The 23,839-nt window shown below is 34.7% G+C and carries 21 protein-coding genes and 1 pseudogene; 16 read left to right on the forward strand and 6 right to left on the reverse strand.

All coding sequences use genetic code 11. From position 1 onward, the window contains the following. Positions 1-2: 2 nt before the first annotated feature. Positions 3-740: an iron-sulfur cluster repair di-iron protein gene (gene ric, locus ACMDB5_RS09585; protein WP_413998040.1), complete on the reverse strand. Its 738-nt coding sequence runs from the start codon at positions 738-740 to the stop codon at positions 3-5. A 313-nt stretch (positions 741-1,053) separates the two neighbouring features. Between ric and ACMDB5_RS09590 the strand changes: the two genes are divergently transcribed. From ACMDB5_RS09590 to ACMDB5_RS09665, 16 genes and pseudogenes are all read left to right on the forward strand, one after another. After that, on the forward strand, positions 1,054-1,488 hold the full coding sequence (locus tag ACMDB5_RS09590) for a c-type cytochrome (protein ID WP_413998041.1): 435 nt from the start codon (positions 1,054-1,056) through the stop codon (positions 1,486-1,488). 10 nt (positions 1,489-1,498) lie between these two features. Then, the gene (locus ACMDB5_RS09595; RefSeq protein ID WP_413998042.1) at positions 1,499-2,920 is read left to right on the forward strand and encodes a cbb3-type cytochrome c oxidase subunit I; all 1,422 of its coding nucleotides are present in this window, start codon (positions 1,499-1,501) and stop codon (positions 2,918-2,920) included. Positions 2,921-3,025: 105 nt separating this feature from the next. Continuing rightward, positions 3,026-3,805: a CbbQ/NirQ/NorQ/GpvN family protein gene (locus tag ACMDB5_RS09600; protein WP_413998043.1), complete on the forward strand. Its 780-nt coding sequence runs from the start codon at positions 3,026-3,028 to the stop codon at positions 3,803-3,805. A gap of 54 nt (positions 3,806-3,859) precedes the next feature. Further along, a complete protein-coding gene (locus tag ACMDB5_RS09605; protein WP_413998044.1) occupies positions 3,860-5,635 on the forward strand; it encodes a nitric oxide reductase activation protein NorD in 1,776 nt (591 codons plus the stop codon). An 8-nt stretch (positions 5,636-5,643) separates the two neighbouring features. Beyond that, positions 5,644-6,609 (forward strand): DUF438 domain-containing protein, encoded by a 966-nt coding sequence (locus ACMDB5_RS09610; protein WP_413998045.1) that lies wholly within the window; start codon positions 5,644-5,646, stop codon positions 6,607-6,609. 24 nt (positions 6,610-6,633) lie between these two features. Beyond that, a complete protein-coding gene (locus ACMDB5_RS09615; protein WP_413998046.1) occupies positions 6,634-7,215 on the forward strand; it encodes a cytochrome c oxidase subunit 3 in 582 nt (193 codons plus the stop codon). Between the two features lie 3 nt (positions 7,216-7,218). Beyond that, entirely contained in the window at positions 7,219-7,461 is a 243-nt protein-coding gene (locus ACMDB5_RS09620; RefSeq protein ID WP_413998047.1) for a cytochrome C oxidase subunit IV family protein, read from the forward strand. Positions 7,462-7,562: 101 nt separating this feature from the next. Next, on the forward strand, positions 7,563-9,032 hold the full coding sequence (gene nirK / locus ACMDB5_RS09625) for a copper-containing nitrite reductase (protein ID WP_413998048.1): 1,470 nt from the start codon (positions 7,563-7,565) through the stop codon (positions 9,030-9,032). Between the two features lie 101 nt (positions 9,033-9,133). Beyond that, positions 9,134-9,457, forward strand: a pseudogene (locus ACMDB5_RS09630) (c-type cytochrome); the annotation flags it as partial. Between the two features lie 55 nt (positions 9,458-9,512). Beyond that, complete coding sequence (locus ACMDB5_RS09635; RefSeq protein ID WP_414000375.1) at positions 9,513-10,259, forward strand: formylglycine-generating enzyme family protein; 747 nt, start codon at positions 9,513-9,515, stop codon at positions 10,257-10,259. 128 nt (positions 10,260-10,387) lie between these two features. Then, a complete protein-coding gene (locus ACMDB5_RS09640; protein ID WP_414000376.1) occupies positions 10,388-10,993 on the forward strand; it encodes an SCO family protein in 606 nt (201 codons plus the stop codon). 7 nt (positions 10,994-11,000) lie between these two features. Then, complete coding sequence (locus ACMDB5_RS09645) at positions 11,001-12,260, forward strand: alginate export family protein (RefSeq protein WP_413998049.1); 1,260 nt, start codon at positions 11,001-11,003, stop codon at positions 12,258-12,260. A gap of 128 nt (positions 12,261-12,388) precedes the next feature. Further along, positions 12,389-12,517, forward strand: a complete 129-nt coding sequence (locus ACMDB5_RS09650; protein ID WP_413998050.1) for a hypothetical protein — start codon at positions 12,389-12,391, stop codon at positions 12,515-12,517. A gap of 1,068 nt (positions 12,518-13,585) precedes the next feature. Further along, positions 13,586-13,924 carry a hypothetical protein gene (locus ACMDB5_RS09655; protein ID WP_413998051.1) on the forward strand — a complete coding sequence of 113 codons (339 nt, stop codon included), beginning with the start codon at positions 13,586-13,588 and terminating at the stop codon, positions 13,922-13,924. 88 nt (positions 13,925-14,012) lie between these two features. Continuing rightward, positions 14,013-14,942: a TerC family protein gene (locus tag ACMDB5_RS09660; RefSeq protein ID WP_413998052.1), complete on the forward strand. Its 930-nt coding sequence runs from the start codon at positions 14,013-14,015 to the stop codon at positions 14,940-14,942. Between the two features lie 11 nt (positions 14,943-14,953). Then, positions 14,954-15,199: a zf-TFIIB domain-containing protein gene (locus ACMDB5_RS09665; RefSeq protein ID WP_413998053.1), complete on the forward strand. Its 246-nt coding sequence runs from the start codon at positions 14,954-14,956 to the stop codon at positions 15,197-15,199. A 180-nt stretch (positions 15,200-15,379) separates the two neighbouring features. Here the strand turns inward: ACMDB5_RS09665 and ACMDB5_RS09670 are convergent, their stop codons facing one another. The 5 genes from ACMDB5_RS09670 to ACMDB5_RS09690 all read right to left on the reverse strand — a co-directional run bounded on the left by ACMDB5_RS09670 (position 15,380) and on the right by ACMDB5_RS09690 (position 23,818). After that, on the reverse strand, positions 15,380-15,577 hold the full coding sequence (locus ACMDB5_RS09670; protein WP_413998054.1) for a hypothetical protein: 198 nt from the start codon (positions 15,575-15,577) through the stop codon (positions 15,380-15,382). Positions 15,578-15,629: 52 nt separating this feature from the next. Then, positions 15,630-17,927, reverse strand: coding sequence for an aminotransferase class III-fold pyridoxal phosphate-dependent enzyme (locus ACMDB5_RS09675; protein WP_413998055.1), 2,298 nt, complete (start codon positions 17,925-17,927; stop codon positions 15,630-15,632). A gap of 26 nt (positions 17,928-17,953) precedes the next feature. Then, positions 17,954-20,089, reverse strand: coding sequence for a beta-galactosidase (locus ACMDB5_RS09680; protein WP_413998056.1), 2,136 nt, complete (start codon positions 20,087-20,089; stop codon positions 17,954-17,956). An 18-nt stretch (positions 20,090-20,107) separates the two neighbouring features. Then, positions 20,108-22,111, reverse strand: a complete 2,004-nt coding sequence (locus tag ACMDB5_RS09685) for an MGH1-like glycoside hydrolase domain-containing protein (protein WP_413998057.1) — start codon at positions 22,109-22,111, stop codon at positions 20,108-20,110. Positions 22,112-22,315: 204 nt separating this feature from the next. Next, positions 22,316-23,818, reverse strand: a complete 1,503-nt coding sequence (locus tag ACMDB5_RS09690) for a RagB/SusD family nutrient uptake outer membrane protein (protein WP_413998058.1) — start codon at positions 23,816-23,818, stop codon at positions 22,316-22,318. Positions 23,819-23,839: the final 21 nt, after the last annotated feature.

Consider the following 23,839-nt stretch of genomic DNA (forward strand, 5'->3'; position numbering starts at 1 on the left):
ATTTAATTTAACTCTTGGGCTGAAAATGTTTTTTCTAAAGCAACTGATTTTAGAAATAGAATATTGTTTTCTAGGTGGATGTGTTTGTGTAAATCCTGTTCGAATTCGTTCAGCATCGCAAAAGTTACTTGATAGGTATTACAAGCATCAGCCGGTGGCGTATAATTATTGGTCAAGGAAGCAATTTTAACAAAGCGATCCCCTTCGGCTTCATGCTCGTCCATCATCATGGCGATTGGGTTTTCTACAGTCCCAAAACCAGGTGCTTGAATCATTTGATGGTTCATTGTTGCATTTACCATTTTTTTGATAAATGGGAACAAAATCAATTCTTCTTTTTTCATATGCTGTGTCAATTCGCCAGCGCAACCAATGAATAGTTCATTGATCTCAAACAGTTCAGGATGATTTGCTCCATGAACCTTACACAGTTTATCTAAAAATTGTAATAAAACGGGTATTTTTTGCTCTACATAACGATGATGCGTTTTTTCGATATAATCAGCCAATAAATCCAAAGGCCATGATTTAAAATCAATTCCGGCATCATTTTTTGTTGCTAAAACAGTTTCTAATTGTTCTAATAATTCATCTGGAGTGATTACTTTTTTATCACATACTTCTTCAAGAGTGCGATTTCCTTTGCAGCAGAAATCGATCCCATATTTTGAGAATATTGCTGCAGTTCTAAAATCTTGGGCGACAAATTCGCCAATTGTTATTTTTCTAAAAGCTTCCATATTTTTTTCTTTAAGTTAGAATTCAATTACAAAATTACATTTTATTTTTAATAAAAGACAAATTTATCCTTAATTAAATTATTGGTTAAAAGTTTTTTATAAAATACTTATAATCAGTCTCGTTTTTGGGTTTTGTTTAGTTTTTATATTTTTAAAATTAGTAAATTTTTATTTTTTTTGAAGAAATTTAAAAATATGATTTATATCATGTTTTAACTTTTTATTTAGATCGTACTTTGCACAAAACAATAAAAGACTTTTTTGTCCTTTATTTGAAGTAAAACCTTTTATTAACAAAAAAAAACAGATACTTATGCTTTCAAAATCACAGGCAAGAGCATTTTTTTTAGGAGGAACGTTGGTCACCTTTTTAATTTTCATAGGGCTGACTATTTATTCGTTTATGCCGAGAAACGATCAAACAAATTACAGCGATATTACCAAAGAGGTTGTGAGGGGAAAAGAAATTTGGGAATCCAACAATTGTATGGGTTGTCATAGTATTATGGGAGAAGGAGGCTATTATGCACCAGAACTTACAAAAGTCTTAGAGCGCAGGGGAGAAGGCTATGTTAAGGCTGCATTAATGTCGCCAGTACCATGGGCGCCAAGAGGAAGAAAAATGGTTGCCTATAAAATGAATGAGGCTGATGCCAACGCGATGGTTGCTTATTTTAAATGGATTGGTAACCTTGACTTAAACGGATTTGACAGAGTTGTTTCACCGCTAGCTAAAGAAAATAATTAATACTAATATTATGAAATACAAATCACAAAAAGTAGCCTATTGGTTTTTTGCCTTGTGCATGCTTTTATTCTCATTGCAAATCGTTTATGGTTTTATAATGGGGTTTGACCGAATAGGAATACAAGGACTCCATGAAATAATCCCTTTTAATGTGGCAAGAGCCGTACATACTAATTTACTAGTGGTGTGGTTGTTAACCGGTTTTATGGGAGCTGCTTACTACATTATTCCAGAAGAGGCGCAACACGAATTAATTAGCGTAAAATGGGCCTATGTCCAGCTGATATCCTTAGCTGTTGTTGGTGTTGTCGCTATTGTTGGCTTTCACTTTAACCATTGGGAAGGAAGGAAATTCCTTGAGATTCCAAGAGAATTAGACTATTTGGTAGTTGTAAATGTTTTACTCTTTTTATTCCTAATTATAGGAACTCTTTACAAAGGGAAACAAAAAACGACAACAGCCATAGTGCTTGTCATGGGCTTACTGTTTGCAGCTTTGTTATATATTCCTGGAATGATTTGGTTTGATAGCCAGGTAATGGATTCATTCTTCCGTTGGTGGGTTGTTCACTTGTGGGTTGAAGGTGTTTGGGAATTGATTATGGGAGGTATTTTATCTTTCTTATTAATCAAATTAACAGGTGTTGACAGAGAAGTTATTGAAAAATGGTTGTATGTAATTGTTGGTCTTACATTCCTATCTGGAGTTTTAGGGACTGGTCACCACTACTATTACATTGGTGTAAATAAAATTTGGTTAATCGTTGGTGGTATTTTCTCTGCATTGGAGCCTTTGGCTTTCTTGGCTATGGCTTTATTTGCTGTAAATATGTACAGAAAAGGAGAAAAAAGCCATCCAAACAAGATTGCTTTATTCTGGACCATTGGTGCCTCTATTGTTTCTTTTATCGGAGCCGGATTGTTAGGTTTTGCACATACTTTGCCACAAACTAATCTTTACACGCATGGAACATTAGTTACAGCCATGCATGGTCACTACGCTTTTTGGGGAGCTTATGCTATGATTGTTTTAGCAATTATCAGCTATGCACTTCCTAATCTAACAGGTAGAAAACGCTACAATAGTACCCAAGGAAATTTGGCATTCTGGTTATCTAATATCGGGATGCTGGGAATGACAGTTGCTTTTGGTGTTGCCGGGGTAGTTCAGGTATACATGGAACGCAAGCTAAAAATGGAATTCATGGATGTTCAAAACGAAATCAGTATTCACTTTGTGGTGTTGCTAATTTGCGCTACGATGTTTACCACCGGAATAGCACTCTTTATTTACGATTTTGTTAAGTATGGTAGGCCAACCGATGAAGCCTTAGAAGAAACACATAATGAAAGCCTTTCTTCACCGGAAATAAAAATTGGACTTAATTATGTCTCCAAACAAAAAAATACAATTTCAGAAGAAATAAAATAGATCTTTAAATACTTTATTATAGCTGACAAGACTCATTACTATTGAATACGGCATTCTTTGTTGCCTGTAAACACTAGAATGAGTTTTGTTTTTAAAAATAAAATTATGTCAATACAAATTCCATATTACCACGCAGTAGGCAAAGAAAAAGAAGTCTTTGAACATGCCTACAAAAATAAAATTCCTTTTTTGTTAAAAGGGCCTACAGGAACCGGAAAATCCCGATTCATTGAACATATGGCACATGCATTAGACAGAAAAATCGTTACGATTAGCTGTCATGAAGAAACTTCTTCAACAGATTTGATTGGTCGTTTTATCATCAAAGGAGCCGAAACCGTTTGGTTGGACGGTCCATTGACAACGGCGGTCAAAGAAGGTTCTATTATATACTTAGATGAGGTTGCCGAAGCGCGTCCTGATGTCATTGTGGCGATTCACTCGTTGACCGATCACCGACGCGAACTTTTCATTGACAAATTAGGCGAAACCATAAAAGCACATGAGGATTTCATGTTGGTGGCTTCTTTTAATCCCGGTTATCAAAGAGGATTTAAAGAGCTAAAACCATCAACACGCCAACGCTTTATTGCTGTTTCTTTTGAATATCCGGAGGCAAAAGTTGAAATCGAAATTTTGGTTAACGAAACTCAAATTGACCATGATGTTGCCAAGAAATTGGTAGCAATTGGTAATAAAATCAGAAACTTAACTGAGTTGGGCTTGACCGAAACCGTTTCAACCCGATTATTGGTCGATGCCGCCAAAATTATTAATAGCGGACTCCCAAAAAGATTATCCGTTCATGTGGCGGTGGTAGAACCCTTAACAGATGATTTGCAAACATTGGGAGCACTGAAAGACTTGTGTGATTTAATGATATAATCGAGTTAGTAGTGGCAATTATTGTGTTGCCATTATTACCAAAAAATTAAAAAAATGGGATTTGAATTAGATGAATATTTAGTTGGTAAGTTTTTCAAGCAATTGAAGAAAAACAAGAAAATTGATCCCGAAATCTTAGCGAGAACCGTTAGTCTGAATGATATTAAACCGCGATTAACAATATTGGCAAGAGCATTAACCGGGAATCCTATTGATATTTTCCCGGCAGAAAGAGAAGGAGGTTATAAAAACAACAATTTTTTTCTCCCCATTTCTTTTGCCGAATTGCCAACTGCGAGTGAGAATATGACTTTTTATCTTTTCAGAATCTTATATCTCAGCGTGCAACAACGTTTGGATTTAAACTGGAAAGCCTCAGAAGCAGAACAATCCTTGGAACTTTCCCAACAAAAAGCATTGGAAACTTCCGATGAAATTTTGTCTGTTTTATTTAAAGAATTTTCAATTGATGAAAATTTTTATATCAAAGCAAAAAATCATTTTGCTCAAAAAACAACAGAGAAAATAGCTGCGGATTATTCTTGGTTGTACGGAAAATGGATGCAAAACGAGAATATTCAAAAGAATGATAAAGTGCTTGAAAATTTTTCGGATAAAACCAAAAAAGCAAATGAACATCAGCCTTCAACTACTTTAAAAGCAAATGCGGTAGAAGAAGTAGTTACTGTAGAACTAGACAAAAAGCAACAGGAAGACTATGTGATGTTGCACAATTTTGAGAAAGTGGAAACTGCCGAGGAATTCAGCGGTGTCTGGCGTGATTTTGACGGTTCGGATGAATTAGAGGAACATCAGGATGCATTGGAAGAGTTGAATATGAAATATACCGTTCGTGTTGATGATACGGCACATTCCGTTTATCAGGCAGATTTTATAGAAAACACCACCATTTCTGAAAGTGCCGAAGTGGATGCCAAGGGTTTTTACCTGATGTACGACGAATGGGATTTTGATAAACGCCAATACAAAGACAATTTTTGTAAAGTGTATCCGAAATCACAACTCAAAACAAATAGCAATTATTACAAAAATACGATTGCAAAGAATGCTTCCACGTTAATGGGCTTGCGCAAAATGTTGACGAGTGTGAATAATAAAATGCAACAGCAGAAACGCCAGACGCAAGGGGAAGAGTTTGATATCGATGCTATTACGGATTTGTTTGTGGATGTACATTCTAAACGCACACCGTCTGAGAATATTTATATTTCAAATCGAAAAAAAGAAAAAGATTTATCAATCCTCATTCTTTTGGATATCAGTCTTTCTAGCGATGGTTATGCCGCCGGAAACAGAGTGATTGATGTTGAAAAAGAAGTATCCATTCTTTTTGGCGAAATGTTGAACGAATTCAATATAAATTTCTCTATTGATAGTTTTTATTCCAAAACACGTAATTATTCGACTTACTTAACGGTTAAGGATTTTGACGAAAAATGGAATGTTGCCAAGCATAAAATTGGTGCCATAGAACCCAATGGTTATACACGAATTGGCGCTGCCTTGAGACATGCCGGTGCACGATTGGACAGCAGAAGCACAAAAAACAAATGGGTTATCCTGATCTCTGACGGAAAACCTAACGATTACGATAAATACGAAGGTAAATATGGTATTAATGACGTAAAACAAGCCCTTCGAGAACTCAATAACAGGAATATTAATTCTTATGCACTTGCAATTGAAGCACAGGCCAAATATTATTTGCCGCAAATGTTCGGGCAAAATCACTATCAGATTTTAACAACTCCAGTTGAGTTGTTACAGTCTTTAGTAAAATTATATGAGAAAATTAAACATCAAAAATAAGTAATAGGATGAATGAGACATCAAATACAACAATACTTCCTGAAGGACATCCGGTTCGGATTTATTTTCAGGAAAAAGAGATTATAAATACTCTTTTAGAAGAGTTGATAGCGGTAAAACCTTATGAGGAGTTCCAAAAATACACCAATATTTTTAACCAACTGCATGCAATCGAGAAGCGCTTTGCCCGAAAAGAAAACCAACTTTTTCCCTTTTTAGAGAAAAAAGGTTGGACAGGTCCTTCACAAGGAATGTGGTCTTTTCACGATAATCTCCGGGAACAGTTTCGCATGTTGCGTAAAAACATGGAGGATAGAGATTTTAGTATCATTGAAAATAATACATCTTACTTAGTAAACGGCATTTACCGATTAATGGAAGTGGAAGAAACGGTACTATTCCCAAATGCTTTGAATTTATTGGCTGAAGATGATTGGATAAAAATGCGCGTAGGCGAGGAAGAAATTGGCTGGATGTTGCCACAATCACCAGCTCCATATCCTAGTGTAGCTTATGTACATCCGAGCGTGGATTTCACTATTCGAGAAATGCCTTTTTCACTTGAAAACAGATCGCATTATGATGAGGGACACATGACGGTTGAGCAGGTGAATTTATTATTTAAAACCATGCCTTTAGACCTTACTTATGTGGATGAAAATGACAAAGTTATTTTTTACAATCGGGGAGAAGAACGTGTTTTCCCACGAAGTGCTGGTATTATTGGACGTGAAGTAAAATTTTGTCATCCTCCAAAAAGTGTTGGTACTGTACTTAAAATCTTGGAAGAATTTAGAAAGGGAACCAAAAGCGAATCTTCGTTTTGGATTAATTACAAAGACCGCCTTATTTACATCCGTTATTTTGCCGTGAGAGATGCTGATAAAAACTACAAAGGAGTAATCGAAATGTCGCAGGACATAACAGATATAAAAAAAATTGAGGGTGAAAAAAGATTGCTGGACTGGGAGTAAATTATTTTTTAAAGACACAACAAAATGAATACACTAAAAATCAATTATAAAAGCATCTATTATCCGCCAGGTGGGATTTTGATGTGGATTATTATTTATCTGGAACTGATAACTTTCGGAATGGCGTTGTTTGCTTTTGTTTATTACGGGAATCAAGAACCGGAGGTTTTTCACCAATCCCGTTTGCAACTCAATACTACTTTTGGGGCTATTAATACTGTTTTTTTGTTAACGAGTGGCTTTTTTATGGCCAACGCCGTTTATGAATTTAAAGAAAATAACATTAAAAAATCATCTTTTTATTTTAAACTGACGATGCTTGGAGGGCTGTTTTTTTTAGTTTTAAAAGGCGTTGAATACTATCATAAAATTGAATCCGGAATTTCATTAGAAACAAATATGTTTTTCAATTTTTATTGGATACTCACTGTTTTTCATCTAATTCATGTGATTATGGGATTGGTAATTTTAAGTTGGACTAATTATGGAATGACAAAGAAAAATTCTGATACCAGCGTTGAAGACATCGAAGCCTGCGCTGCCTTTTGGCATATGTGTGACTTAATCTGGCTATTGTTATTTCCGATTCTCTATTTAATATTTTAATCAATGAAAAAATCATTATTATTTACTTACGGATTTTTGATTTTGTTGACCTTAAGTACGGCTTTAATTTCAAATGCAAGTAAAATCTCGAGCCTTTTAGTGCTCTTAATTATAGGATTTTCTATTGCTAAATTCCTGCTGGTAGCTTTCCAATTTATGGAATTGAAGAAGGCAAATCCTTTTTGGAAGTTTAGCTTAAGTCTTTTTTTAGGTTTATTTTTTTTAGCAATTTTTTTATTGAAATAATGTAGTAAAAAAGTGATTAACATGACAAATATCATAATAAAAGACAAAATCATCCTTTAAATTTGTACTATAAATTAAGATAAATTTAACACCAAATAATCATGAAAACTAAATTTAAAATTGCTGCCGGAGTTTTGGTAGTATTAGCTATTGTGGTGGGATTGTTTTCTTTCAGAGACAATTCACCTAAAGACTATTCAAAAGTGCCTATTAAAGGACAAGCATCAGCAGAGCTTACAGCTCCTCCTTTTGTTCCTAAACCAGTTGGGAATCGAGAGGCAACAAAGCTTATCGTTAATATGGAAATCAAAGAGATCGAAGGTACAATGACTGATGGAGTAAAATACACCTACTGGACATTTGGAGGGTCGGTTCCTGGAAGTTTCATCAGAACCCGTGTTGGAGATGAGGTAGAATTTCATTTGAAAAATCACCCTGATAATAAACTGCCACACAACATCGATTTACATGCGGTTACAGGGCCAGGTGGTGGAGCTACTTCCTCATTGGTTGCGCCAGGGCATGAAAAAGTGTTTAATTTTAAAACCTTAAATCCTGGATTGTATGTGTACCATTGTGCTACCGCTCCTGTGGGTATGCACATTGCTAATGGGATGTACGGTTTGATATTAGTAGAGCCAGAAGGTGGTTTACCGCCGGTTGACAAAGAATACTACGTTATGCAAGGTGATTTCTATACCAAAGGGAAATATGGTGACCAAGGTCTTCAAGCTTTTGATATGGATAAAGCAGTAAAAGAAGATGCTGATTATGTTGTTTTTAACGGGAAAGTAGGAGGTATTGCTGGAGATAATTCACTTACAGCCAAAGTCGGAGAAACTGTCCGTATTTATATGGGAAATGGTGGACCTAATCTTGTCTCTTCTTTTCACGTAATTGGGGAAATATTTGACAAAGTACATATCGAAGGTGGAGATATGATCAATACAAACGTTCAAACAACGTTGATCCCTGCTGGAGGTGCTGCTATTGTTGAGTTCAAAGTTGATGTTCCTGGAACTTTTATTATTGTTGACCACTCAATCTTTAGAGCTTTCAATAAAGGAGCTATAGGAATGTTGAAAGTAGAAGGTTCTGATGATAAGAAAATCTACTCTGGTACAACCCAAGAAGGAATTTATTTAGCTGAAGGTGGTACTATTCAAAATATGCCAAAGAAAAATAAAACAGAAAAAGTTGCAAAAGTTAAAACTTTAGCTGAGCAAATTAAAGCAGGGAAAGATCTTTTTGCGGGAACATGTTTTGCCTGCCACCAATCAGAAGGGCAAGGTATACCTAGTGTGTTTCCTCCTCTTGCAAAGTCAGATTATTTAAATGCGGATCATAATAGAGCAATAAGAGCAGTTATTCATGGTTTAAGTGGCGAAATTACAGTAAATGGAAAAAAATACAATAGTGTAATGACCAGTCAAAACCTTACTGATGAGGAAATTGCAAATACACTGACTTATATTTATGATAGTTGGGGGAACAATAAAACTAGAGTTACTGCCGCAATGGTCAAAGCACAAAGAGCCAAATCAGCTTCTATTGCAGACAGCGGTCATTAAAAAAAATAGAATTAGCATTATTCAAATACAATAAAAAAAATAATATTATGAAAAAGTATGTTTTTGCAATCGCAATGATTGCATTGAGTTTACAAGGTTTTAGTCAACAAGCTGATAAAGGAAAAGGAGTCTATGCCAAAGTATGTATCTCCTGTCATCAAGCTAATGGACAAGGAATTCCGGGAGCTTTTCCTCCATTGGCAAAATCAGACTACTTAAATAAAGACGTTAACCGTGCTATTAAAGGAGTTGTAAAAGGATTATCAGGACCAATTACCGTAAATGGGGTAAAATACAATAGTGCAATGCCTGCTCAGGCATTAAATGACCAGCAAATAGCTGATGTATTGACCTATGTTTATGCTAATTGGGGCAACAAAAAAACGGTTGTTACAACAGCGATGGTAAAAGCCCAAAGAAAATAATAATTAAAAATTCAACACGATGTTTGCAATCCTTAAAATGAAAATAATTATACCAATGTTTTCTTTGCTAATAGCAGCATCTACGTTGGCTCAAGATTCTAAAATGGTTTCAATAAAAAGGGGGACTTATGTTCCCCTTTATGGAACCACAGATAAAAAACCGGTAGAAGTACAATCTTTTAAGATGGATGTTTATCCTGTTACAAATGCCGAATTCTTAGCCTTTTTAAAAAAATATCCACAATATAGTCGCTCTAAAATTATTGGACTTTTTACGGAAAAAAGTTATTTGAGCCATTGGGATAGTGATTTTAATTACGGAAAAAGCAATTTGAGTAATGCTCCAGTTACTAATGTTTCCTGGTTTGTTGCCAAAAAATATTGTGAATGCGAGGGGAAACGCTTACCTACGATGGATGAATGGGAATATGTTGCTATGGCAGATGAAAAACGAATAGATGCCAGAACCAAAGAATCGTACAATAAATATATCTTGTCTTGGTATGAAAAGTCTAAAACCTATGCTAATCCTGTAGGGAAAACATTCAAAAATTATTGGGGTGTTTATGATATGCATGGATTAATATGGGAATGGACTTCTGACTTCAATAGTATTTTCTTGTCTGGTGAATCCAGAAAAGACAAAGACACTGATAAGAATCTGTTTTGCGGTAGTGGTTCGATAAATGCAACTGACTTAATGAATTATGCTGCTTTTATGCGCTACGGCTTTCGAGCTAGTTTAAAAGCGAGATATACCACAAGAAACCTTGGTTTTAGATGTGCTGAAAACAGCAAATAACAAATAGTTTAATTTGTTTAAAAAATAAAAAAATGAAATCAAAAATTTACGATCCGAACGATAGCGAAGTGGTAAAGCAATACCAAAAAGTTAAAAATATAAAGGGACTGTTTGGAAAAATGTTTTTTATGGCATTAACCTTAATCTTCTTTTTATTGCAAGGCTGTAATGCTAATAAAAAGCCCGAAAGTGCAACAGGGGAGGACAAGGCGGTTTCCAATAAAAAAGCAGTTTCGGAATTGTCTATTTACAACCTTCCTTCTCAATGGACGAATCAAAACGGAAAAAATATCGAGTTGAAGGATCTAAAAGGAAAAGTTTTGGTCATGGTGATGATCTATACATCCTGCAAAGCTGCCTGTCCTCGCTTAGTGGCCGATATGAGAAATATTGAAGAGCGTTTGCCTGAGAATAGTAAAGGCAAGGTGCAACTGCTTTTAGTGAGTATTGATCCAAAAGTGGATACACCTAAACGATTAAAAGCATTTTCAATTGAAAACAAAATGGATGGCGATCAATGGACTTTCTTGCGTTCTACCGAAGAAAACACAAGAGAATTCGCCGCAGTATTAGCGATAAACTACAAAAAAATATCTCCAATCGATTTTTCTCATTCCAATATTATCAGTGTTTTTAATGGAGAAGGCGAACTAGCTTATCAACAAGAAGGCATTGGTGTAAATAATGACGGCACGATTAAAAAAATCATCGAAGAAGCCGAAAAACTTAATTAAATAAAACATGAAATCATTAAAAACGATTGGTTTATCATTACTAGGTATGATAAGCTTAACATCATATGCTCAGGAATTTGATGCCAATATTCAGCTAAGACCCCGTTATGAATACAGAAATGGATATAAAAGTTTAATTAAAGACACTGAGGATCCTACCTCTTTTATATCGCAACGTTCTCGTTTGAACCTAAACTTCAAACAAGAAAAGTTAAAAACAAAATTAACTTTGCAGAATATAAGGACTTGGGGAGATGTTACAACTACAAGCACTTCGGACAAAAACGGAATTGAGATATTTGAAGCTTGGGCACAATACGATTTTACTCCTAATTGGAGTACACGTTTGGGACGTCAGGTAATTTCTTATGACAACCAGCGTATTTTAGGGGAAATTGATTGGACACAACAAGGGCAAAGCCATGATGCTGCAGTAATCTCTTTTCATCCAAAGAACAATCAATTGGATTTAGGGTTTGCATTAAATGCTGATAAAGAAAATTTAGTAGCTCCAACCACGCCTTATACCACCAATTACAAATCTCTGCAATATGCTTGGTATCATACTACATTTAGTAAATTAAACACGAGTTTGTTGTTTTTAAATACAGGCTACGAATATGCCAAAACGCTTACAGATTTAAAAGTAGATTACAAGCAAACTTTTGGAACCTACCTTTCTTACAAGGACAAAAAATGGGATAGCGATCTAAGTCTATACGGACAATCTGGTAAAAGTAACAATTTAAAAGTGAATGCTTTTTATGCCGGAGCAAATTTTGGATATGCCATAACAACTCAGTTTAAAGCAGCATTGGGATATGAATTTCTTTCTGGAAAAGACCAAGATGATGCGAGTTCTGATTTAAAATCATTCACGCCTCTTTTCGGAACCAATCACGGATTTAATGGATATATGGATTATTTCTATGTAGGAAACCATCAGAACAGTGTTGGATTACAAGATGCTTATCTGAAATTAAACTACACCCAAAATAAATGGCAATTTGCCTTAATTCCACATTTATTTTCTGCTCCAAATACGGTTTTGGATGCCAGCAATAATAAAATGGATAGCTATTTAGGTACGGAACTTGATTTTACTGTAGCTTATAGCTTTCAAAAAGATGTTTTAGCTTCAGCTGGATATTCGCAAATGTTTGGTTCAACAACATTGGAAAGACTTAAAGGTGGAGATTCTAATAATACAAACAATTGGGTTTGGGTTATGATTTCTTTCAGTCCAAGATTGTTTACTGCAAAATAACTTCTCCAGGAATATTCAATACAAACCGTATAATTCTTTATTTATACGGTTTGTATTGTTTGTTTGCAATCTGGGTATACTAATTTAGCTTACAGTATGAGTTAAGAATAAAATCTTACTTTTAACTTATGGACCGAGAACGAAAAATTTACAATCCAGCTTTTAAAATAAAAGCTGTCGAATTAAGTAATGAAAGAACCAATATTTCAGAATTGAGCGAAGAATTAGGAATCAAAGTTACTTTGCTATACAAATGAAGAAAAGATTGCGAATAATTTGGAGAAGATAGTTTTCCAGGAAAAAGAAATTTAAAATTAACTCCAGAGCAGGAAAAAATTCGTGAATTGGAGCAAAAGCTAAAACATGCGGAATTAGGACGCGATATATAAAAAAAGTAATTGGCATTTTTTCCAAGAGCGGTCGATAAAATAGCGGTTCATTAAAAATCGTGAATCGATATTTCCGATTGAAAAAATGTGTAAGGTTTTAAAAATTGGTTCTAGCAGCTATTATAAATGGAAAAGCAAGCCTTTTTCCAATAGGTATTGAGAAAGAACGAGATAGAGCAACAAATAATAACGATTTATTTTACATCAAAACAATGCTCTTAATTACAAAACAAAAGAAGAATTTTATAAACAAAATAATATTTATAAACATGTCGCTTAACTTAGACTCTAAGTTTTGTTTGTATATCCAGAACGAAATAAATTGTTATTGTGGATGTAATAGCCTGACGGAACGCAGGAAGCGACCGTGTGAAGATGAGGAGCGAAACAGCAGAAAAAAGTAGCTACTGTTTTTAAAGCTGCTGTATTTTTTTGTGCAGTTTTTGTTTTCATATTTAGTGTTAAATTAATCTAAATTATTTATCTCGAAATACATATACATTAGTTTTTAATTACTTTTGCCGCATGAATCTTTGTCGAAAAAATTTAGTCAATAGCATTGTGCTCTTTCTGGGCATGTTACTGTGTTACAATATTTGTTTTCAACAAAGTAATACTTCTTCATTAATGGAGCTAAGCTCTGAAAATAGTTTATCTTATAATTTTGTTGACTTTGATTTTGACATAAACGAAGAATACCAAATTAGTTATGGAATTAAATTTTTCTTACTGGAGGAAAAGGGTACCCAACACAACCATTTTCATCACACTAGTAAAGCATCCCAACCTTTTTACTCCATTTGGCAACCGCCAAAGCTTAGTTAATATCCTATAATTTCTTGTTTAGAGTGTGAAAATTGTTTATTCACTCAAATAGCATTACGGTTCTGTACAGTAATGCTGAATAATTATGTTTATTAACTAAAATACATAAATATGGATTTTGACGACTTTTTGAAAAAAAAAGGCAAGCCTCATAAAAAACGTGCAATGCATAACTATTATCAAAATGATGGTTATAGATACAAGACCTATTCTAGCGGTCATGGAAGTTTTGACGTAATTGCGTTTATCAATAGTTTAAGAAACAATAAGAAACTCAAGATAGTTTTCCTTGTTGTTTTGATTCTTGTAATAGCTCTAGTAATTGGGATAATAACCATTTTCTTTTCTTTAATTTCATCGATAACCAATACTATTGCTCAAAATGGGGTTTCAGGAGTGTTTGATGAAGTAATTAATTTTCTAAACGAACGATTGAATGGTAAAGAATAGATAGTATTAATTTACGAAAGCGGGGAGAGGCTTATATGTTTTATTACATGGTAGTTTTGTTTTAATTAAATACTAAATTTAAAAATAGATGATAATAGATAGTTTTGTTTGGATTTGTTTTTTAGGGTTTGTCCTAGTAATGTTAGCAGTAGATTTAGGTGTTTTTCATCGAAAATCGCACGAAGTAAAAATTAAGGAAGCGCTTATTTGGAGCGCTGTATGGATATCCCTTGCCTTAATTTTCAATTATGGTATTTATATTTTCATGGGTAAAGAAAAAGCAGTTGAGTTTTTAACAGCTTATGTTATTGAAAAATCATTAAGTATTGATAATCTGTTTGTTTTTATTATGCTCTTTTCCTATTTTAATGTTGATAGAAAGTACCAGCACAAAATACTTTTTTGGGGGATTTTAGGGGCTTTAGTAATGCGTGCCATTTTTATTTTCGCAGGTGTAGCACTTATTAGTAAATTTCATTGGATTATATATGTTTTCGGCGCAATACTTATTTATACGGGTATTAAAATGCTCTTTCATAAAGACGATGAGATTCAACCGGATAAAAATCCATTGGTGCGGTTATTTAAGAAATTTCTTCCTGTTACAGAAGAAACACACGGAGGTAAATTTTTTGTAAAATTGAAAGGTCAAAGATTTGCAACACCACTATTTGTTGTTCTTCTTATTGTAGAATTTACCGATTTGATTTTTGCCGTCGATTCAATACCTGCAGTTCTTTCTATTACAAACGATACGTTTATTATTTTTACCTCTAATGTTTTTGCAATACTGGGTTTAAGAGCATTGTATTTTGCTTTGGCTGGAATCACAAAATACTTCTACTATTTAAAATATGGCTTATCGGCAATATTAGTTTTTGTAGGAATAAAAATGACATTTGTCGATTTCTATAAAATTCCAATTGTCTATTCATTAATGGTAATATGTGGGATATTACTTGTTTCTGTTTTGCTTTCTGTTGCTTTTCCAAAAAATAAAGATTTAATAAATAACTAAAATTGAATATTATGAATTGTCCAAGTTGTAAAGTTCCACTTGTTATGTCTGATAGACAAGGGATTGAGATTGATTATTGCCCGCAATGTCGAGGAATATGGCTAGATCGAGGTGAGCTAGATAAAATAATAGAAAGGTCAGGAAATGAGCCACTAAGCACCCCTCAGTTCAATAGACAAGCTTTTGAGAGTCAGCCACAGCATGGTTACTACAAGGAACATAAGAAAAAGCATTGGTTGAACGAATTGTTTGATTAATCCATTTTAATATCTTTTTTAATTCCGCATTATTTTGTTGAATAATGCGGTTTATCTCCTTTCATTTTATTTATCGAAGCCTAAGTGGAAAAACTGGTCAAATTGACCACCAGTTTCCAGTGTAAATTGACCAGCCAGAGAAGTACTCGCTGCTCTCGGAATCGCACTGCTTTTGTTATCTCAAGCAAAAGCAATGATTTTCTGAATATCCTCTTTGGTTTTTGGAATTACTACAGCCAATGGCATTTCCTTATAAGCACTCGCGTCTGTGGCGTATAACAAGCGCATCGTCTGATCGTAAAATAATTTACCCTCTGGTTGATTTTCTAAAGTTTTAAGATTGATAGTACTCTGTGAAAGAGAATTTTTATGTTTCATTTAGAATAAAATTATTGCTTAATCTAGTATTTTATAAATGGAAGATTGATTGTTATAGCTCGCTTAAAGCAATATCTAATAATTCAATCATCTCATCTGCATTTTGTTTATTGAAAGGCATTGGTGGTTTTATCTTTAATACATTATGTAAAGGGCCATCCGTACTTAGTAAAAAACCTTTTTCTTTCATTTTTTCGACAACTATATCAATTTCAGCAACAGCTGGTTCCATTGTAACTCGGTCTTTAACCATTTCCGCACCTATGAATAAACCGTGTCCACGAACATCACTAATAATAGGATATTTTGCCATTAATTTTCTAAGACCGTCCATCAGATGGTTTCCAACTTCTAATGCGTGTTGTTGCATCTCTTCGTCTTGAAGAACATCTAAAACAGCTAGTCCTGCCGTCATAGATACAGGGTTACCACCAAAAGTGTTGAAGTATTCCATGCCGTTATTAAAAGCATTTGCAATTTCATTTGTAACAATTACTGCAGCCAGCGGATGGCCGTTACCAATAGGTTTTCCTAAAACAACAATATCGGGAACGACATCTTGCAATTCGAAGCCCCAAAAATGGTCTCCAATTCTTCCAAAACCAACTTGAACTTCGTCGGCAATACAGATTCCTCCAGCAGCTCTAACGTGTTCATACACCGTTTTTAAATAATTTTTAGGAAGCGGAATTTGGCCTCCAACACCTAATAGCGTTTCGCAAATGAATACAGCGGGAGCTTTATCTTCTTTTTTTAAGTCTTCGATAATCCGCTTTACATCTGCAGCATATTTTTCTCCTGCATTTGTATCTCCATATTTATAAGGACCACGATATAAGTCGGGGTTAATTGCTTTATGAATCCAAGGCATTTTTCCGAAACCACCTTTACCATCAAATTTATACGGACTCATTTCCATAGCAACCGTTGAAGTACCATGATAAGCGTGATCAAGTACAATAATATCTTTTTGTTTGGTGAAATGGCGACTCATTCGAATTGCCAAATCATTAGCTTCACTACCCGAATTGACAAAATAACAAACACTTAAAGCTGCAGGTAAAGTCGCAGTAAGTTTTTCGGCATATTCAATAATAGTGTCATTAAGGTAACGCGTATTGGTGTTTAATTTAGCAATTTGCTTTTGCATTCTTCGAACAACAACAGGGTGACAATGGCCTACATGTGATGGGTTGTTCACACAATCTACAAAAGTTCGTCCTTTATCATCATAAAGATATTGCAGAGCGCCTTTGGTGATTTTTAATTTGTCTTTGTAACCAATACTTAAATTTCGACCAATGCTTTTCTGACGAGATTCTAATATATCAGCATAGTTTTCATCAGTGATTAATGCTGCAAAACCACAAGCTTTTCTAAAGGTATCTTGCGCTTTTATTGGATTAATTCGAATAAGTTGATTCAGCAATTCCCAAGCTGGCTTTTCAGTAAGAAAATGATGCTCGTTATTGCTGTCTAATGAAGCGTTGTAAGCAGACTGTGTCACACTAATACAAAGTCTCCCTGCAATTAGATAATACAACAAATCAACTTCTTGCTCCGTAAGGGCATACGATTTATGATAACCCTTTACAATTGATGCAGCAACAGCTAACGGGTCCTTTTGATGAAGCATCGCATAAGTACACGCAATCGCTAGATTGTTGATAAGCACTGTGTAAACCATATCTCCAAAATCAATTAGACCACTAATTTGATTTTCTTGAACTAGGATATTATAATCGTTTGCGTCGTTATGTATGTAAGCATGACGCAAAGTATGGATTAGGGGCAGTACTTCTGTGTCAAATTGCAATAAGAAATAGCTCGCGATTCGTCTTTTTTCGTGATCTAGAATGTATTTTAAATTTTCATTTGCTTCGCTAGCACAACTTATATCCCAAGTATAACGGCGGTGCATAGCAAGATGCGAAAAATCGCGAAGTTCATAATCCATATTTCCTAAAAAGGATCCTAGATTGTAAAACAACTCCTTTGATTTATTTTCTTTTTCTACCCAAAAAGTACCTTCTAGAAAATTGAGGATTCTTACATAATATATTTTTGAATCGGCCTCAATTTTTGTCAAAGCATCGCCTTGCGTGTTGATGCAAAACTGCTGAAATTCATTAGTAAGGCTACTTTTTGATAGGTGCTGAATGATTTTAACCTGCGCGTCTAAAAACGGGAAGGGATGATCTTCATTGGATATCTTTAGAATATACTTTTCGTTTGTATCAGTAGATAAAAGAAAATTTAACTCGTCATAACCATTTAAGGATTTTGCGGTTGTAGCTAGGCCGTAATGGTCTTTGGCTAATTGCTCAATAGTTTCTTCTGAAAAATTCATCAGTAAATTTTTAGTATTCGTTAATTTTATTTCCAAATTATGGCTTGTGCGGGCTGCAAAGGATTTTGCCCTACCAATATTTTACTTCCTTGTGGAATAGCAAGTTCGATAGGGTCGTTTGAATAATTAACTCCTACATAGAAGCCATCTCTCCATTCGACAAAAACACCGCTTGGTAAATTCTCAATGGCCACATTTGCTCTTTCATATACGCTGCGTACAATTTGTCTCTCTAAGTTTCCATCAGTACTTTCTGCACCAATGTAAGTTACTGTTCCTTTTCCTAACTTTCTAGTAACCGCGGCGGCTTTACCTTTATAAAATTGGTCTTCATAAGTGGCTAAAACTTCGGTTCCTTTTCTAGGAGATAACACATCTGCCCAAGTATTCCATTGAAAGTTATTGTTAGCTGCTTTTATATTTCCTTTCATATCTGTAACTAATACATCAAAAAAGTCAACATCAGCTCCAATTAAAGGTACGATTGGTGCACTCCAGTTGGCTTCAAAAAAATGCCCGTTTTTGTCTTTTTGTCCGGTTCTACAACTTAAAATCAAGTTACCTCCTTTTTCAACATACTTAGTCCATTTGTCCACTAATTTTTGATCAATAAGTTGATATGAACTAGCGACAATAAATGGGTAGTCATCAAAATTATCGTCCTCTTTAAGGAAATCCACCGGTGCTCCAGTAGATTTAATAGCTGAGGAATAAGTATTTCTATGTTTCCAAGTACTCCAATGTTTAGTTTGTTTGTGATTTTCTAAGTCCCAAAGATTTTCGTGACTCCATAAAAACCCTGTTTTTCTATTCGCAATTTTCTGCGGAAGAACTGCTTTAGGATTATACTCTTTACGCAATAGTTTCATGTCTTGAATAGATTGTACAAACTCTTTTCCACCTGTAGAAAGTGTCACTCCGTCATTACCCACAATACCTTCGTGATACATTTCGCTACTTCCTAATGGGTGTCTGTATCTGTAAGTACAAGTAAAAGCGCAACCACCTCCAAAGGCTTGCGAAAGCCACATGTGAACAGTTCCTGGTTGCAATTGAGGATTAATACCTGCCCAGTTTACTTGTCCTGGTTGTAATTCCATAATTCCCGTAACGCCACTGATTGAGCGGTAATAATCGTTTGCCTCATGAATTTTACTTGGATGTCCAATTCTAAAATTATCACCGCCTAAATTATTTTGACCACTTACTGGATACATTGTATAGGTGATGAAGTCCATTTTATCAGCTCTTCTTGGGTCTGAGTCATAAGTCACATTGGTGAAATTTGTAGTTATCCACTGTTTTGGATCTGTATATTTTCTCAATATTTCGGCTTGGTCGTTTAAGAAACTAGCTTGAGCATCGGCAGTGAATCGTTTGAAATCTAAAATCGTATGTGGACTTAACTTATCTTCAAAATAAACTTCGGTGTTAGGTAATACGATTTGTTCAAAGTTAGAATAACGTGTACTCCAGAAACTTCCAACCCATTCGGTATTCAATTTTTCAATAGTACCGTATTTGGCTTTTAGCCAAGTTTGAAATGCTGTTCTAGCAGAAGGACTAAAATCCTCGGTAGACAAAGGTTCGTTGTCAATTTGCCAACCTATAACATTCTTATTTTTACCGTATCGTTTTCCCAATTCAGCTACTACTTTCGCTGTGAATTCATGGTATTTTTCATTTGTTACTGAGATGTTTGCTCTATTTCCGTGTTGTCTTCGGTTCCCTTTAGAATCAACTAGATATATTTCAGGATATTTATCACCCATCCAAGCTGGTGGAGTAGGAGTAGGTGTACAAAGAATCACTTTCAAACCTTCTTTTTCGGCTATTGCCATGGCTTCATCTAGCCATTTAAAGTCATATTTACCTTCTTCAGGTTCCATATATGTCCAAGCAAATTCAGCGAAATGTGTGAATTCAAAACCTAACTTTTTAATGTTTTTCAAGTCACGATCCCATTGTTCTCTTGGCCATTGCTCAGGATAATAATACACCCCAATTTGCATTAAATCAGCTTTATCAAAAAATCGTTTCGGGTCTTTTTTTTCTGTTGCAGCTGCTTTTTTATTTTGCGCAACTACTTGAGTCGAATGGCAACTAAATACTAATAAAGTTAAAAATGTAAGTCTAGTTAGTAGGGAATTATAATTTATCATTTCTTAATCGTTTATTTTTTAGTTGTTTAAAAGTAGTAGTAGAAAATGAGCAGCTGACCAGCTAAAATTTTCTGCCTCTAATCCTTTTCCAGTCGTAGGATGGTAATTCTCTCTTATAGATTTTCCTTTTTCTAAAGCGCCTTCGGCGTTATGAACCAGTTTTTTTGTTAAGAGATTGGCTTCTGTTTTGTAACCGTATTTTTCTAGTCCATTAATACCAAAGTAAACTTGATCTAACCATATTGGACCTCTCCAATATCCATTAGCTGGATTGAATTTCGGATTGTTTTTAGCTAATGTTGGTAAAGGCACAAAGGTGTTGAAGGTGTTTGGATTAAGTAAATTATCTTTTATAGCCTTTGCTTGTTTGCTAGATGCTACTTTAGCCCAAAGAGGCAAGAAACCTTCGCAACCCATATCTTTTACGAATGTTTTTCCATCTAAAGAAGTGTCATAAAACCATCCTGTACTTGCATCCCAAAACTGCGTCTGAATTTGCTTTTTTAAGGTGCTACTTTCTGCTTTCCATTTTTTTTCATCTTTAGCTAGCTTTAAAACTTTAGCCATTTGACTCAAATAGTTTTTTTCAGCATAAAGGAAAGAGTTCAAATCCACACTTTCTTGATCTAACGAATAAGCATTTTCGGAATTTTTTAGTGCTTTGCTGTCGTCAAATCGCACTGCATTATCCATTCCGCTTTCCCATTTCCCAGCCACTAAAGTACCATCTGTAGACCCAAATTCACATATCCCGTCTTGATCGTGGTCGCGCTCTTTGTACCACCAAGCATGATATTTCTTTAATTTAGGATACATTTCTTTAATGAAATCCACATTTTTGTTTTGTTTGTAAATCTCCCAAACTGCCCAAGCAGCAAGTGGTGATTTGGTATTTCGATAATTATTAGGTTCAATCGAGGTATCTCTATAAATACAATCAGGAATAAAGCCATTAGGCTCTTGAAAGTCGAACATAGCTCGTACTTGGTTTTCGGCTAAAGCAGGGTCCACTTCTGCAATTGCTGTGGCATGTTTCCAGCTGTCCCAAGCCCAGAAACCATGAAACCATTCGTAATGATAGCTAGGAAATATGCCTGAGTTTTTTAAACCTTCGGCTGCGATACGAGTATTGTTTTGCAAAGTGAGTACTAATTTCGCAAGGAAAACTGAGTATTCAGAACCTTTGTATGACGGTTTCTTTTTTGCAATTAATTGCGATAGTTGATTTTCTTTTTCTTGTTGTGTTTGTTCTAAAACCGAATCAAATTTTAAGATAGAGATGCTTTCTTTTTCTTTTTTCCAGTCGTATTGCGGGAAAATAAAAGTTTGAGAAACTACTATTTCTTTAGTCTCATTTGGTTTTAATGCAATCTGAGAAGTCTTTGCAGTAAAGCCATTCTTTGTAACTTCTATTTTGTTGTTCTCATTAATAAACTGCACATAACCAATTGCGTTACTTTTTGACGAAACTATTTTTAATGCTTTATCTTCTACCGAAAACTGCAGATTGTCTAAATAAACTGCAGATTGAAAAGTAGGTGTGAACGAGATGCTTTTAGAAGAAGTATTTGTAATGCTCGTTTTTTGAATCGCGGTATGTCCAGATGAAAAAACCAGTTCTTGTTTGATGCTTAGTCTTTCATCTGAAAACGCCTGTTCTAAATGGCTATTGTAACTGTTCTGACTAATTAAAGCCGTTTTCCAATTGATCATTTCTTGTTGTTTGTCATCGATAAGATGTAAAGAAAGAAAGGAAGAACTCAACCAAACTCCATTTTGCTCAGTCATTAAAAATGGACCTGAAAATCCACCTTGAATACTTGAAGGCTCTAGCAATCCAAAGGCAAACCAAGCGCCCTTATCAGAAAAAGCCAATGATTTTCTATCCTTGGCATTTTCAGGGTTTCCTTTATAGTTTAGGTTGTTTTTACTTAATTCTAAGTTGCTAAATTTACTTTGGGCAAAACTAGCTTGCAATAGTAAAAAGAATAGAAGTATATAAAATGTTTCTTTTTTGTACATAATTATTTAATTTATTAATATAGAAAAGTAGCGCTCACTTGTCATTACAATATGCATTTGGTACAAGCACACAGTTTGAGCTAATTTATATTCTCCCGGACTAATTTTATTGGTAACATTAAAAAATGTTTTTCTTAAATTAAAAAGAATAGCCCAAGTATTATTCGGACTATTCTTTTGTTTTGAATCTATTTTTTGAATCTCTTAATTATTTTGCACTTCAGTTAATGGTACTGGATAAAAGTTGTTTTTTGCAGCGTCAAAACCGGTACGTCCAACAGCATCTAGAGCAGATTTTGTTTTTCCCCAACGACGTAGATCATAGAAACGGAAGTTCTCTAAAGGAAACTCAATGATTCTTTCATGCTCAATTTGTGCTTTTACAGCAGCATAAGTTGTACCACTCATAGCAGGCATGTCTGCACGAGCTCTCACTAGATTGATAAAAGGTATTGCTTCGCCTGAACGTTGTAATTCGTTTAAAGCTTCTGCCTTCATCAAAAGCACATTCGAATACCTCATTAAAGGAACATTTAATCCTAAAAATTCGGTGTCCATTTGCTCTTGAGTAGGAGGTAAATACTTACGGAAAACTGGCTTGTTAGCAGTTCCAAATTTGGCATCATATGTTTCACCAAAAATTCTAGGATTTGAGATATCATTAAAATAAGGATCTTTAAAGAAAATGTTACCATAAAGACGGCTGTCATAATTTCCTGTAGTTGCAATTTTACCTTCTTTTTTGAACTCATTCATCAACATGTCTGTTGGTAGAATTTCGTCCCAACCGCCTAATTCACTTGCAGCCATCCAGAAATGTAGCGCAGTACGGTAGAATGCACCGTTAGATGTGTTTTCACTAAATTGAAGTTCAAAAATAGACTCTTTTGAATTCTTGTTAGTACCATTAAATAAACTCACATAGTCCTTAACTAATTCATATCCTTGAACTTTTTCAAGAGCTTTAAGTGATTCAGTAAGATGGGTTTGTTTGTCCGCAGTTTCCTCATATGCTCTAGTCAAATAAGCAAATCCCAGGTAACTATTGGCAGCACCGCTTGTTGCACGACCCACTTTCTCAGCAGGCTGAGCTGCAGGAAGCACTTCAGCAACTGCTTTTAATTCGCTAACAATAAAATTCCAAGTTTCTACGCGTTCAGCAAGAGGAAGACTTATTTCGTTTTGATTAGTAATGTATTTAGTTCTTAATTTAATTTTTTCCCAGTTAAGTATTAATTTCAAATGATAGTAAGCTCTTAAAAATCGTGCTTCAGCAATAATTTGATTTTTATCAGCATCACTAATAGCAGTTGCAGGCATTTCTCCAACTTTAGCAATTACTTGATTTGCATTTGAAATACCACGATAATTTAATTGCCAATACGATGTTATTTGGCTATTCCCATTTGTATAAGTAAAATCAGCTAGTTCAACCCAATTTTGATAATTTAAGGCATCGCTACCTAATTTACAAATATCTTCACGATAGGCTTCTACAGGCCATTTTACTTCAGCAAAAGCATATTCTTCAACTGATCCCTCAAGGTAAGCGTAGGTCGAGGATAAACCAGCTTCGGCATCGGTTTTATTTCTCCAAAAAGTAGAAGAATTAAGTTGGTCTGGAGACTGTTGCTCAAGGAAATCATTACTACATCCTACCAGTGTAAAGATGCATAATACGGTAATAAAATTATATATATATTTCATAATTGTTTTTTTATAAGTTTC

The organism is Flavobacterium sp. W1B (genome assembly GCF_047344965.1).
Taxonomy (GTDB): Bacteria; Bacteroidota; Bacteroidia; order Flavobacteriales; family Flavobacteriaceae; genus Flavobacterium.